This window comes from Micromonospora psammae, from assembly GCF_036902725.1.
GTDB lineage: Bacteria > Actinomycetota > Actinomycetes > Mycobacteriales > Micromonosporaceae > Micromonospora.
This window is the reverse complement of record NZ_JBAKHM010000013.1, coordinates 1-13,240: the sequence shown is the minus strand read 5'-3', so window position 1 is coordinate 13,240 and position 13,240 is coordinate 1. Positions and strand designations below refer to the sequence as shown.

Here is a 13,240-nt window from a genome sequence, read left to right as displayed (position 1 = left end):
GGCGCCGGGGCCTATTCGGTTGCAGTATCCCCCGTGCGGGATGGGCCCCCCACCGTCTCGGTGCCCTCGTGGATTGGCTCACCTTCGCTTGCGGCAGCCGCCGCGCCCGACGCACCCTCGGCGCCCCGCTGGGCCCGCTCGGCGGCCGCCGCGGAGGCGGTGCCGGCCCGCCTGCGGGCCACCCAGCCCTGGATGTTGCGCTGCGGCGCCCGGGTCACCCCGAGCGCGCCCGGGGGCACGTCCTGGGTGATGGCGCTGCCCGCCGCGACGTACGCTCCCGCGCCCACCTCGACCGGCGCGATCAGGCTGGTGTCGCAGCCGACGAAGGCCGCCTCGCCGACCGTGGTGCGGTGCTTGTCGACCCCGTCGTAGTTCACGAAGATCGTCGCCGCGCCGATGTTGGCCTTCGCCCCGATCGTCGCGTCACCCACGTACGACAGGTGCGGCACCTTGGCGCCCGCGCCCACCTCGGAGTTCTTCACCTCGACGAACGTGCCGACCTTGGCCTTCTCGGCCAGCCGGGCGGCCGGCCGCAGGTACGCGTACGGCCCCACGCTGGCGCCGGGGCCCACCTCGGCGCCCACCGCGTGGCTGCGCAGCACCGTCGCCGCCGCGCCGACCACCGTGTCGATCAGGGTGACGTCCGGCCCGACGACCGCCTCGGCGCCCACCACGGTGCTGCCCCGCAGCTGGGTGTTCTGGTCGATCACCGCGTCCCGCTCGACCGTGGCGGTCACGTCGATCCAGGTCGTGTCCGGGTCCAGGATGCTCACCCCGGTCCGCATCCAGGCCGCGTTGACCCGGTCGCGCAGCAGCTTCCGCAGCCCCGCCAACTCCACCCGGTCGTTGCAGCCCAGCGTCTCGGTGTGGTCGGCGGCGACGTGCACCGCCACCGGCTCACCGGCGGAGCCGAGCAGGCCGAAGACGTCGGTGAGGTACTCCTCGCCCTGGTCGTTGTCGGTGGAGAGCTTGCCCAGGGCGTCGCGCAGCCGGGCCACGTCGAAGGCGTAGATGCCGGCGTTGATCTCCCGCAGCGCGCGCTGCGCCGGGGTGGCGTCGCGCTCCTCGACGATCTGCTCCAGCCGACCCGCGGCGTCCCGGACGATCCGGCCCAGGCCGGTCGGGTCGGGCACCTCGGCGGCGAGCACGGTCGCCGCCGCGCCCTCGCCCTCGTGGGCGGCGACCAGCGCGGCCACCGTCTCGGCGCGCAGCAGCGGGACGTCCCCGTTGATCACCACGACCGTGCCGGAGGCCTCCGGCACCGCCTCCAGCGCGATCCGCACGGCGTGACCGGTGCCGAGCTGCTGGGCCTGGAGGACCGGGGTGGCGTCGGGGGCGATCTCGCTCAGGTGCGCGCGGACCCGCTCGGCGCCGTGGCCCACCACGACGACGGTCCGGTCCGCGGCCAGCGGCGCGGCCGCCGTCAGGACGTGGCCGAGCAGCGTACGACCGAGCAGTGGGTGCAGCACCTTGGGCAGCGCCGACTTCATCCGCTTGCCCTCACCGGCGGCGAGCACGACAACGGTGCGGAGGTGGGGCTGGGGCACGACGTGGCTCCCGTCGGGACGGCGACAGTCTCGCGGTCATGCTAACCAGACAGCTCGGATAGTTCGTCCCATACCCCGACGGAGGGGGTTGGACAGCAGACGGACGGCTCGGCCGCCAGGGTTCGAACCTGAAACACGGGTACCAAAGACCCGGGTGTTGCCAATTACACCACGGCCGACTGTGACGCAAGACAGCTTAGCGCTTTCCCCCTGCGGTGGCTCGACCCCTGGCCGTCCGGCGCCGGATCGGACCCTGCCCCCGGACGTTCACCTGGCAGTATGGCCGGGTGACCGACACGGACGGGCACAACGGCAGGAACATCCCACGACAGGGCGTCACCGAGCGCCGGCGAGGTGACGACATGGCGGACGGGATCCCCGAGCGGCCACGACGGGCGGTGCCGGCGGCGACCGCGAAGCCCGCCTCCCGGGTGCGCATGTCCGCCGCCCAGCGTCGCGAGCAACTGATCTCGATCGGCCGGCAGGTCTTCGCCGAGAAGGGCTTCGACGCCACCTCCATCGAGGAGGTCGCGTCCCGCGCCAAGGTCTCCAAGCCGGTGGTCTACGAGCACTTCGGCGGCAAGGAGGGCCTCTACGCGGTGGTGGTCGACCGCGAGGTACGGGCGCTGCTGGACCGGATCACCACGGCGCTGACCGCCGGGCACCCGCGCGAGCTGCTGGAGCAGGCGGCGTTGGCGCTGCTCACCTACATCGAGGAGGAGACCAGCGGGTTCCGGGTGCTGGTCCGGGAGTCGCCGCTGATGTCGGCGACGGGCAACTTCAGCAGCGTGATGAACGACGTCGGGCACCAGGTGGAGCACATCCTGGCGGCCGAGTTCTCCGGCCGGGGGTACGACCCGAAGCTGGCCGAGCTCTACTCGCAGGCGCTGGTGGGCATGGTGGCGCTGACCGGCCGGTGGTGGCTGGAGGTGCGCAAGCCGCGCAAGGAGACGGTGGCCGCGCACCTGGTCAACCTGGCCTGGAACGGGTTGTCGCACCTGGAGGCGAAGCCGGGCCTGATCACGGTGCGGAAGCGTGCCTGAGCCGGCTCAGCGGCTGTTGGTCTCGGCTATCGGGTGGCGGCGGCTGGCCTTCTCCTGCTCGGCGTGTTCCTCGGTGCCGACCTTGTCGTAGAGGCCGGTGGCGAGCAGCGTCAGCCCGAAGACCATCGAGATGATCACCGTCGACATGGAGAAGTTCAGGAAGTTGGCGGTGGTCTGCAGGACGGCCATCATGGCCACGCCGGTGACCATGAAGACCACCCCGGCGGTCAGGTTCATGTAGTGGCCCAGGTTGCTGCGCCGGGACGCGCCGATGATCAGGACCACGCCGAAGACCACCGACACGAGCGAGAACGCGAGGTTGGTGCGGAGCCCGAGGGCCCAGGTGCTGCCCCGGTCGAACAGCGGCTGGTCCCAGGTCAGCGCGACGCCCCAGACGCCGAAGACCAGGATGTAGAGCCCGACCAGGCCGGCGATGGCCCGGTACAGCGGGCGCGCCGGGTGGTTCACCGGAAAGTGCACCATGACTCCCCCATCCGAATACGGCCGGTTCGGAGGAATTGTCGCTCAGCCGGGCGGCCACTGTCCGTCAAACGGCGGTCGCCGGGGCCCGCCCCGGTCCGGGTCGGGCCCCGGCGACAACCGCGGGCGCCATCGGCGGCGGATCAGAGCACGAGGCGAGCCTTCTGCCAGGCTTCCTTGTCCTCGTCGGTGCCGACCTTGCCGTACATGCCGACCATCAGCAGGACCAGGCTCAGGGTCAGCACCACGATGACGGTGATGATGGTGAAGTTGAAGATGTTGGCGTCGGTCTGGATGAAGGCCAGCTGCGCCAGGCCCAGCACCATCAGGCCGTACGCCAGGACCTGGTTGATCGCCACGTCGAGGTTGCGGCCGATTGCGGTGCCGGCCAGCACGGCGAGGCCGATCAGGATGCTGAGCAGCGAGAATCCGAGGTTCGTGCCCTGACCGAAGACCTTGGTGTCATCCTGGGCGAGGATGTCGTTGCCGGCGCTCGCGATGATGCCGAGCACACCGAAGACCACCAGGTACAGACCAACGAGCCCGCCGATCGCCCGGTAGACCGGCCGCGCGGGGTGGTTGACGGGGGTATGGGCCATGACTGTGTCTCCAACGCCGTTCGGGTGAGGGTCGCCGACGATTCTCCCGCACGCCGGCATGTGACGCCGCACACGGGGCCCCGTCCGGGCCGGAACCGCCTCAGACCGGTGGGATCTCGTCGGCCAGGGCCAGCCACGTCTCCTCGGTCCGCTCGCGTTCGGCCCGCAGCTCCTTGAGCTGCGCGTCGAGCTCGGCCACCTTGGCGTAGTCGGTGGCGTGCGTGGCGAGCTGGTCGAGCAGCGCGGTCTCCTTCTGCTCCAGCTTGGCGACCTGACGCTCCAGCCGGGCCAGTTCCTTGCGGGCCTGCCGGGCCTCGGCGGCCGACATGCCGGTCGGGGCGGCGACGCCCGGCCCGGCCGTGGGGGCCGTGGGGGCCGCCGGGGTACGCGCCGGCTCCGCGCCACCGGCCCGCGCCAGGTACTCGTCGACGCCGCCGGGCAGGTGCACCAGCCGGCCGTCGCCGAACATGCCGTACGCGACGTCGGTGACCCGTTCGATGAGGTACCGGTCGTGGCTGGCCACGATGATCGTCCCGGGCCAGGAGTCGAGCAGGTCCTCCAGCGCGGCCAGGGTGTCGGTGTCCAGGTCGTTGGTCGGCTCGTCGAAGAGCAGCACGTTCGGCTCGCCGGCGAGCAGGCGGAGCATCTGCAACCGGCGGCGCTCCCCGCCGGAGAGGTCGCTGACCGGCGTCCAGAGCCGCCGGTCGTCGAAGCCGAAGATCTCGGCGAGCTGAGCGGCGGAGACCTCCCGGTCGCCCAGCTGCACCCGGCGGGCGACCTCCTCGACGGCCTCCAGGACCCGCAGGTGGCCGGGGAGTTCGGCCAGCTCCTGGGAGAGGAACGCGGGCCGGACGGTGGAGCCGGTGTGGAAGCGCCCGCCGTCGGGGCGGGTGACCCCGGCGAGCATCCGCAGCAGGGTGGTCTTGCCGGCGCCGTTGCGGCCGAGGACGGCGATCCGGTCGCCGGGGCCGACCTGCCAGGTGGCGCGGTGCAGGATCTCCTTCGGGCCGGCGAGCAGCCGGACGTCCTCCAGGTCGTACACCTGCTTGCCGAGCCGGGCGGTGGCGAGCCGTTGCAGCGACATGGTGTCGCGCGGCGGCGGGACGTCGGCGATGAGCGCGTTGGCGGCGTCGATGCGGAACCGCGGCTTGGAGGTACGGGCCGGTGGGCCGCGCCGCAGCCAGGCGATCTCCTTGCGGAGCAGGTTCTGCCGGCGGGCCTCGGTGGCCGCGGCGACCCGCTCGCGCTCGACACGGGCCAGGGTCCAGGCGGCGAACCCGCCCTCGTAGGCCCGGACCGTCTGGTCGGCGACCTCCCAGGTGGTGGTGCAGACCGCGTCGAGGAACCACCGGTCGTGGGTGACCACGACCAGGGCGCCCTTCCGGCCGACCAGGTACTTCGCCAGCCAGTCGACGCCACCGACGTCGAGGTGGTTGGTGGGCTCGTCGAGGATCAGCAGGTCGGACTCGCGGACCAGCAGGGCGGCCAGCGCCACCCGGCGGCGCTCGCCGCCGGACATCGGGCCGACCGGCTGGTCGAGGCCGAGGTGGGGCATGCCGAGCCCGTCGAGGATGGCCCGGACCCCGGCGTCGCCGGCCCACTCGTGCTCGGCGCCCATGCTCTGGTCCAGCCAGGCGGTGCCGAGCACCACGTCCCGGACGGTCGCCTCGGGGGTGAGAGTCAGGCTCTGCGGCAGCCAGGCGACGCGCAGGTCGCGGCGGTGGGTTACCCGGCCGTCGTCCGGTTCCTCCTGCTTGGTGAGCAGCCGCAGCAGGGTGGACTTGCCGGCGCCGTTGAGGCCGACCACGCCGATCCGGTCGGCGTCGTCCAGGCCGAGCGAGACGTCGGTGAGCAGCGGCCCGGCGGCGCCGTACCCCTTGGACACCCGGTCCAGGTTGACGATGTTGGCCACGACCTCACCTCCCATGATCAAGGCGTCCCGGTGCCGGCGGGCACCTGGGGACGCCTGGCCCCAGGGTACGCGGGCGCTCGAGCCGCCCGCGCCGCCCGCCTCCGCCCGGCGCGCACGATCAACTCCGTGCCGCCGGAACGGGGGTGTCCCCGCCACCCGGAGACCCCCACGTCGCCGACCTGGAGTCGATCTCGCCTGCCCGACGTGCCGGGCGAGGCCGGCATCCGACGTGCCGGGCGAGGCCGGCGTCCGAGATGTCGGGTGCGCGGGGCTCGCCGGTCAGATGATGCGGGCTCCGGCGACCGGCCCGTGCGCGACCCGGGCCTCCCGGCACACGTCGGCGGCCTCCAGCTCCCCGGCGATCCGCTCGGCGTCGGCCGCGTCCCCGGCCAGGAAGACACAGGTCGGGCCGGAGCCGGAGACGAGGCCGGCGAGCGCGCCGGCCGCCTCGCCGGCCTTGAGGGTGTCGACCAGCGACGGGCGCATCGCCAGCGCGGCGTCCTGGAGGTCGTTGCCGAGGGTCGCGGCGAGCACCCGCGGATCACGCTGGCGCAGCGCGGCGAGCAGCGCGTCGGTGCTGCCCAGCGGCGCACCGGCGGCACCGGCGTCGCGGAGCCGGTCCAGCTCCCGGTAGGCGGCGGGGGTGGAGAGGCCGCCGTCGGCCACGGCCACCACCCAGTGCCAGGAGGTGGGGCGGGCCAGCACCGGGCTGACCGCCTCGCCCCGGCCGGTGCCGAGCGCGGTGCCGCCGTGGATCAGGAAGGGCACGTCCGAGCCGAGGTCGGCGGCGATGCCGGCCAGTTCGTCGCGGGAGAGCCCGGTCCCCCAGAGCGCGTCGCAGGCGACCAGGGTGGCCGCCGCGTCGGCGCTGCCGCCGGCCAGCCCGCCGGCGAGCGGGATCTGCTTGCGCAGGTGCAGCCGGGCGTGCGGCAGCACGCCGGCGTACCCGGCGAGGGCGTGCGCGGCCCGGATCACCAGGTTGGTGTCGTCCAGGGCCAGCTCGCCGGCGCCCTCGCCCTCCATGGTCAGGGTGAGCGTGTCGCCCCGCCGGGCGGTCAGCTCGTCGAAGATCGAGATCGCGTGGTAGACGGTGTTCAGCTCGTGGTAGCCGTCGCGACGCAGCGGCCCCACCCCGAGGTGCAGGTTGACCTTCGCGGGCACCCGGACCTTGACCGGACCGCTGGCCCCGCGCCGCTCGTCCTCACCCTCGGGTCGCCAGGCCTCGGTCACGGGGCGATGTCCCGCACACGCAACCGGATGTCGAACGGCTTTTCCACGATCAGCTCCTCGGCGCAGTCGGCGGCCGGCTCGTACCGGCCGTCGACGAGGTCGTACGCGTACACGTGCGGCGGGCCCTCGGCGGACACGCCGCCAGACTACTGCGCGGCGGGCGCGACGGACGGAGCCGACGCGGCGATGGCGGCGAACTGTTCGACGGTGAGTGACTCCCCGCGTGCGCCCGGGTCCACCCCGGCGGCGGTGAGCGCGGCGGCGGCCCGGTCGGCCCCACCGGCCCAGCCGGCCAGCGCGGCGCGCAGCGTCTTGCGGCGCTGCGCGAACGCGGCGTCGACCACCGCGAAGACCGCCTCCCGGGCCACGTCGTCGCGGGGCGGTTCCCGGCGGGTGAAGGCGACCAGGCCGGAGTCGACGTTCGGCACCGGCCAGAACACGTTCGGCGGCACCTTGCCGGCGGCGCGCGCCCGGGAGTACCAGGCGAGCTTCACCGACGGGATGCCGTACACCTTGGAGCCGGGACCGGCGACCAGCCGGTCGGCGACCTCCTTCTGCACCATCACCAGCCCGTGCCGCAGGCTGGGCAGCTCGGCGAGCAGGTGCAGCACCACCGGCACGGCGACGTTGTAGGGCAGGTTCGCCACCAGCGCGGTCGGAGCCGGGTCGGCCAGTTCGGCGGCGCGGACCCGCAGCGCGTCGGCCCGGTGCACGGTGAGCCGGGCGGCGTCCGGGCCGGCGTGCCGGGCGGCGGTCTCCGGCAGCGCCCCGGCCAGCACCGGGTCGATCTCCACGGCGTGCACGTGCGCGGCGACCGGGAGCAGGGCCAGGGTGAGCGAGCCGAGCCCGGGGCCGACCTCCAGCGCCACGTCGTCCGGGGCCAGCCCGGCGGCGGTGACGATCCGGCGGACGGTGTTCGGGTCGTGGACGAAGTTCTGGCCGAGCTTCTTGGTGGGGGCGACGCCCAGCCGGGCGGCCAGTTCCCGGATCTCCGCCGGGCCGAGGAGACCGGTCACGCCCCGTAGCGTAGCGGCGGGGTCGGGCCCGCTCACCACGGGCCGAAGACGCGGTCGCCGGTGGCGGAGATGGCGGCGCAGAGCTCGTCGAGGTCCGCGCCGGTGGTCGCGGCCAGCGACCGGACCGTCAGCGGGATCAGGTACGACGCGTTCGGCCGTCCCCGGTGCGGCATCGGGGTCAGGTACGGCGCGTCGGTCTCCACCAGGATCTGGTCGATCGGGGTGAGCGCGGCGGCCTCGCGCAGCGCCGCGGCGCTGCCGAAGGTGACCGTGCCGGCGAAGCTGAGCAGGTGGCCCCGGCGCACGCACTCGGCGGCGAACTCGGCGTCGCCGGAGAAGCAGTGCAGCACCACGGTGTCCGGGGCGCCCTCGTCGTCGAGGACGCGCAGCACGTCGGCGTGCGCGTCCCGGTCGTGGATGACCAGCGCCTTGCCGTAGCGCTTGGCGATGGCGATGTGCGCCCGGAAGCTCTCCTCCTGCGCGGCCCGCCCCTGGTCGCCGGTGCGGTAGAAGTCCATCCCGGTCTCGCCGACGCCGCGTACCCGGTCGCGGGCGGCGAGCGTCTCGATCTCCCGCAGCGCCTCGTCCAGGTCGGCCAGGCGGGGCGCCTCGTTCGGGTGCAGCGCGACGGTGGCCAGCACCGCCGGGTACTTCTCAGCCACGTCGGCGCCCCAACGGGACGAGGCGACGTCCACGCCGACCTGCACCAGCCGGTCCACGCCGACCGCGGCGGCCACCTCGATCGCCACCGCGACCGGGTCGTCGCCAGGCCCACCACCGGGGACGCCGGCCTCGCTGACCGTGATGTCCAGGTGGGTGTGGCTGTCCAGCACGGGGCGGGGCAGCGGCTCCGGCGCGGGCGGGAACTCCCCGGCGCGGCGGGCGGCGCGCTGCTTGCGGGTCTCGGTCGGCTCACTCATCGCTCGCCAGCATCACACACCGGGCACGGGCGACGTTCCCGGGACGCCATCACCTGTTCACCGGCCCGGCATCTGGCCGGCTTAGCGTCGCCGGCGTGAGCGTCACCCCGCAGGCCGACGGCGCCGCGTCCGAACGGGCCGGGCTGCACGTGACGTACCACGGGGCGGTGTACCCGGCGGAGGAGATCGCCCGAGGCGCCGCGTACGAGTTGTTCAGCGCCGAGGAGGCGGCCGGGTTCGAGTGGGCGCCCCGCCCGGGCGGCGCGCCGCCGTGGCGGCGCTTCGCGCACGTCACCGAGGTGACCTCGGTGCACGGCGCGACCGAGCCGGCCGAGGAGCCGGAGTCGCCGCTGCTGGTGCCGCTGCACCGGGACCGAGGCTGGTCGGACGTCCACCAGCTCAGCCAGCAGCCGACGGCGGCGGGCGACCCGACGCTGGCCGCGGTACGGGCCTCGGCGGTGATCCGGCGCGGCACCCGGATGGTCAAGGTGCTCTCCGCCCGGCAGCTCGCCGGTTACGTGCGCGGCTGGCTGCCGCACGGCTTCTGCTACCGGGAGCACGACGTGGCGCACCTGCGGACACCGGCGGCGCTGGCCGTGCTGCGCGGCGACGGTGAGGGCGGGCGGGACGGCGTCGACGTGGCGTACGCGCTGCGCTGGCGGGCCGCCGACCCGGCCGACTACGACGTGCCGGTCGGCGAGGCGCACCGGGGGCTGCGGGCGTTGCCGCAACGGGACCGGCTCGGTCCGCCGGTGCTGGGGACCGGTTTCGTCCCCAGCAACCTCCAGCTCATCCCGGAGTTCGTCACCCGGGACCTGGCCGACCTGCCGCTGCCGGCGAACGCCACCCTGCTCGCCTACACCGCCGACGGGGTGGAGGTGGTGCTCTACAGCTACCAGGCGGAGCAGCGGGGCTGGCTGCGGATGGTCGGCCCGCAGTGGCGGCACCTGCTGGCCGCCGTGCCGGGCCTCTCCCCGGACCAGGAGTACGTCCCGACCGGCGACGCGCCCCGCTCCACCCAGCTCGTCGGCGGCCACGCCGGCGGCGAGTACGAGGCGGTGGCCGACCTGCCGGGCGGGTTCCGGGTGCTGGCGATGACCCGGGCCGCGCGTTACCCGGTGGATTCGGTGGCCCGCCGGCTGCGGTACGCGCACTGGCGCGGCGCCCCCTGTCTGGTGCTGCGGGAGGAGGCGGGCTGGCTGCGGCTGCGGCTGTGCCGGCCGGATCCGGACTCGGTGCTGGCGACCGGGGCGCAGTGCCACGAGCGGGGGGTCTACGAGGCGTGGGCGCCGGGGGCCGAGGTGACCGACGACCGGGTGGTGGACCTGCCGTACGCGGTGTGAGGGGGCACGCATAACGGGCAGTGGCCCGGGAAAGCGCGGGCGTCCGACGTCGCAGATCAGGAGACCGCCATGCCCTTCATCACGGTCGGCGCGGAGAACTCCGCCCCCATCGACCTGTACTACGAGGATCGCGGTTCCGGTCAGCCGGTGGTGCTGATCCACGGGTTCCCGTTCAACGGCGCGACCTGGGAGAAGGTCGCCGGCCAGCTGCTGAACGCCGGCTACCGGGTGATCACGTACGACCGGCGGGGTTTCGGCGCGTCCGGCCAGCCGGCGACGGGGTACGACTACGACACGTTCACCGCCGACCTCGACGTGCTCATGACGCAGCTGGACCTGCGCGACGTAATGCTGGTGGGCCATTCGATGGGCACCGGTGAGGTGACCCGCTACCTGGGCACGTACGGCTCGGGTCGGGTGAGCCGGGCGGTGCTGCTCGCCCCGCTGGCGCCGTTCCTGCTGAAGACGGCGGACAACCCGGAGGGCGCCGACAAGTCGCTCTTCGACGGGTTCCAGCAGGCGATCCTGGCCGACCGGTTCGCCTACCTGACCTCCTTCTGCGAGGCGTTCTTCAACTACTCGGAGAACAAGGGCGGGTGGGTCAGCGAGGAGGCGTACCGGGCGCACTGGAACATCGGCACGATGGCCTCGGCGCGGGGCACCCACGACAGCGTGGGCGCCTGGCAGACGGACTTCCGGGACGACCTGCCCCGGATCGACGTGCCGGTGCTGATCGTGCAGGGCGACAAGGACAACGTGCTGCCCTTCCCGTTGACCGGGCAGCGGCTCCAGCCGATGCTGCCGAACAGCCGGCTGGTCGTCTTGAAGGGCGCCCCGCACGGCACGCCCTGGACGCACGCCGACGAGGTCACCCAGGAGCTCCTGAGCTTCTTCGGCCAGCCCAGCATGGCCGGCGCCTGAGCGGCGACCGGCCGACGGATCGGCGGCGCGGCCCCGGGGAGACCCCTGGGCCGCGCCGCCGTACATGGGTTCAGCCGGCCAGCCGGGCCAGCTCCTCCTCGACGATGACCGGGTCGAGCTTGCGGAAGACCGGCTTCGGCGCGGCGAGCGGCCGCCCGGCCTCCAGCGGTACGGACGCCCAGCGCGCGCCGACGGTGTAGTCACCGGTGAGCACCGGGTACGCCGGCCCGCCGTCGAGGTCGTCGACCTCCTCGATCACCGGCATCGGCGCGTGCACGCCGGTGCCGCCGAGCAGCTCGTGCACCTTCTGCGCGGAGTGCGGCAGGAACGGGGTGAGCAGCGTGTTGGCGTCGCTGACCACCTGGAGGACGACGTGCAGGATGGTGCCCATCCGGGGCTTGTCCGCGGCGTCCTTGAGCTTCCACGGGGCCTGGTCGGAGAGGTAGCGGTTGGCTTCGGCGACCACCTTCATCGCCTCGCCGATGGCCTGCTTCTGCCGGTGCCGGGCGATCAGGTCGCCGACCGTGTCGAAGCCGGCCCGGGCGGTGGCGAGCAGCGCCTCGTCGGCCTCGGTGAGCCCGGCCGGGTCGACCGGCGGGATCGCGCCGAAGTTCTTCGCCGCCATCGAGACGGACCGGTTGACCAGGTTGCCCCAGCCGGCGACCAGCTCGTCGTTGTTGCGGCGGAGGAACTCCGCCCAGGTGAAGTCGGTGTCGTTGCTCTCCGGGCCGGCGGCGGCGATGAAGTAGCGCAGCGCGTCGGCGTCGTACCGCTCCAGGAAGTCCCGTACGTAGATCACGACCTTGCGGGACGAGGAGAACTTCCGGCCCTCCATGGTCAGGTACTCGCTGGAGACCACCTCGGTGGGCAGGTTGAGGCGGCCCAGCTCGCCCGGCTCGCCGTCCCGCGAGCCCTCGCCGGAGTAGCCGCTGAGCAGCGCCGGCCAGATCACCGAGTGGAAGACGATGTTGTCCTTGCCCATGAAGTAGTAGGCGCGGGCGTCTCCGCCGACTCCGTCGGCCGACGGCACACTGCCCTCGGCGTCCTTCGAGTTCCAGAACCTGCGCCAGGCCTCCGGGTCGCCGGAGCGGCGGGCCCACTCGATGGAGGCCGACAGGTAGCCGATCACCGCGTCGAACCAGACGTAGATCCGCTTGTCGCCCCGGTCCCGCCAGCCGTCGAGGGGGATCGGGACCCCCCACTCCAGGTCCCGGGTGATGGCCCGGGGCTGGAGGTCGTCGAGCAGGTTCCGGGAGAACCGCAGCACGTTGGGCCGCCAGCCCTCCCGGGTGTCCAGCCACTGCCGCAGCACCTCGGCCAGGGCGGGCAGGTCCAGGAAGAAGTGCTCGGTCTCGACGAACTTCGGGGTCTCCCCGTTGATCTTCGACTTCGGGTCGATCAGGTCGACCGGGTCGAGCTGGTTGCCGCAGTTGTCGCACTGGTCGCCACGGGCGCTGTCGTACCCGCAGATCGGGCAGGTGCCCTCGATGTAGCGGTCGGGCAGGGTCCGCCCGGTCGACGGCGAGATGGCGCCCATCGTGGTCTTCGGCACGATGTACCCGTTGCGGTGCATCCCCTCGAAGAGCTCCTGCACCACGGCGTAGTGGTTGCCGGTGGTGGTGCGGGTGAACAGGTCGTAGGAGAGGCCGAGCCCGTGCAGGTCCTCGACGATCACCCGGTTGTACCGGTCGGCCAGCTCGCGGGGGGTGACCCCGTCCGCGTCGGCCTGCACCTGGATCGGGGTGCCGTGCTCGTCGGTGCCGGAGACCATGAGCACGTCGTGGCCGGCCATCCGCATGTACCGGGCGAAGACGTCGGAGGGAACGCCGAAACCGGAGACGTGGCCGATGTGGCGCGGGCCGTTGGCGTACGGCCAGGCGACCGCCGCGAGAACGTGACTCATGACCAGCAAGCCTAGTGCGCTCCCCGGTGCCCGCGAATCAATAGGCCCCCCGGTGGCGCGGCGGCCCGGACGGACCACCCCGCCACCCCGACCATTCGTCCGATTTGTCGCCGACACGCGGCGCGAGCTGCCCGACAGCTGCCGGCCGGCGGTGTCCAATGAACGCCGTGACTGGCAGACGAGCGGCACCCGGGCACGACGACCCGTCCCCCGCGACGGCGACGGACCCGGCCGGCACCGGGGACGCCGCCCGGCGCGGCGGCGTGGTCCGGCCGGCCCGCGGCGGCACGGACCCGGCGACCCGCGGCCGCCCGGCCCAAGTCGGA

General features: G+C 73.5%; 12 protein-coding genes and 1 tRNA gene. 3 read left to right on the top strand and 10 right to left on the bottom strand.

What is annotated here, in order from left to right; translation table 11 throughout:
* Window positions 1-11: 11 nt before the first annotated feature.
* Together glmU and V6U79_RS16865 are read right to left on the bottom strand one after the other, a co-directional pair.
* On the bottom strand, window positions 12-1,547 hold the full coding sequence (gene glmU / locus V6U79_RS16870) for a bifunctional UDP-N-acetylglucosamine diphosphorylase/glucosamine-1-phosphate N-acetyltransferase GlmU (protein WP_334615174.1): 1,536 nt from the start codon (window positions 1,545-1,547) through the stop codon (window positions 12-14).
* 107 nt (window positions 1,548-1,654) lie between these two features.
* Window positions 1,655-1,726: transfer RNA gene (locus tag V6U79_RS16865), tRNA-Gln, on the bottom strand.
* A 183-nt stretch (window positions 1,727-1,909) separates the two neighbouring features.
* Here V6U79_RS16865 and V6U79_RS16860 point away from each other — a divergent pair.
* Window positions 1,910-2,590 (top strand): TetR family transcriptional regulator, encoded by a 681-nt coding sequence (locus V6U79_RS16860; RefSeq protein WP_334615206.1) that lies wholly within the window; start codon window positions 1,910-1,912, stop codon window positions 2,588-2,590.
* Window positions 2,591-2,596: 6 nt separating this feature from the next.
* On the opposite strand, the gene V6U79_RS16855 is transcribed toward V6U79_RS16860, so the two are convergent.
* The 7 genes from V6U79_RS16855 to V6U79_RS16825 all read right to left on the bottom strand — a co-directional run bounded on the left by V6U79_RS16855 (window position 2,597) and on the right by V6U79_RS16825 (window position 8,747).
* On the bottom strand, window positions 2,597-3,073 hold the full coding sequence (locus V6U79_RS16855; protein ID WP_334615173.1) for a DUF4383 domain-containing protein: 477 nt from the start codon (window positions 3,071-3,073) through the stop codon (window positions 2,597-2,599).
* A 140-nt stretch (window positions 3,074-3,213) separates the two neighbouring features.
* Window positions 3,214-3,669, bottom strand: coding sequence for a DUF4383 domain-containing protein (locus V6U79_RS16850; RefSeq protein WP_334523284.1), 456 nt, complete (start codon window positions 3,667-3,669; stop codon window positions 3,214-3,216).
* 100 nt (window positions 3,670-3,769) lie between these two features.
* Window positions 3,770-5,581 (bottom strand): ABC-F family ATP-binding cassette domain-containing protein, encoded by a 1,812-nt coding sequence (locus tag V6U79_RS16845; RefSeq protein ID WP_334615172.1) that lies wholly within the window; start codon window positions 5,579-5,581, stop codon window positions 3,770-3,772.
* Window positions 5,582-5,860: 279 nt separating this feature from the next.
* Window positions 5,861-6,811 carry a 4-(cytidine 5'-diphospho)-2-C-methyl-D-erythritol kinase gene (locus V6U79_RS16840; protein ID WP_334615171.1) on the bottom strand — a complete coding sequence of 317 codons (951 nt, stop codon included), beginning with the start codon at window positions 6,809-6,811 and terminating at the stop codon, window positions 5,861-5,863.
* Window positions 6,808-6,948, bottom strand: a complete 141-nt coding sequence (locus V6U79_RS16835; protein ID WP_334615170.1) for a hypothetical protein — start codon at window positions 6,946-6,948, stop codon at window positions 6,808-6,810. The genes V6U79_RS16840 and V6U79_RS16835 overlap by 4 nt, the downstream gene beginning before the upstream one ends.
* Before the next feature lie 9 nt (window positions 6,949-6,957).
* Window positions 6,958-7,827 carry a 16S rRNA (adenine(1518)-N(6)/adenine(1519)-N(6))-dimethyltransferase RsmA gene (gene rsmA, locus V6U79_RS16830; RefSeq protein ID WP_334615169.1) on the bottom strand — a complete coding sequence of 290 codons (870 nt, stop codon included), beginning with the start codon at window positions 7,825-7,827 and terminating at the stop codon, window positions 6,958-6,960.
* A gap of 32 nt (window positions 7,828-7,859) precedes the next feature.
* Entirely contained in the window at window positions 7,860-8,747 is an 888-nt protein-coding gene (locus V6U79_RS16825; protein ID WP_334615168.1) for a TatD family hydrolase, read from the bottom strand.
* Window positions 8,748-8,842: 95 nt separating this feature from the next.
* On the opposite strand from V6U79_RS16825, the gene V6U79_RS16820 reads away from it, so the two are divergent.
* Both V6U79_RS16820 and V6U79_RS16815 read left to right on the top strand, forming a co-directional pair.
* Complete coding sequence (locus V6U79_RS16820) at window positions 8,843-10,090, top strand: hypothetical protein (RefSeq protein ID WP_334523271.1); 1,248 nt, start codon at window positions 8,843-8,845, stop codon at window positions 10,088-10,090.
* A gap of 69 nt (window positions 10,091-10,159) precedes the next feature.
* Window positions 10,160-11,011, top strand: coding sequence for an alpha/beta fold hydrolase (locus tag V6U79_RS16815; protein ID WP_334615167.1), 852 nt, complete (start codon window positions 10,160-10,162; stop codon window positions 11,009-11,011).
* Window positions 11,012-11,081: 70 nt separating this feature from the next.
* Here the strand turns inward: V6U79_RS16815 and metG are convergent, their stop codons facing one another.
* Window positions 11,082-12,914, bottom strand: coding sequence for a methionine--tRNA ligase (metG, locus tag V6U79_RS16810; RefSeq protein ID WP_334615166.1), 1,833 nt, complete (start codon window positions 12,912-12,914; stop codon window positions 11,082-11,084).
* Window positions 12,915-13,240 lie beyond the last annotated feature (326 nt).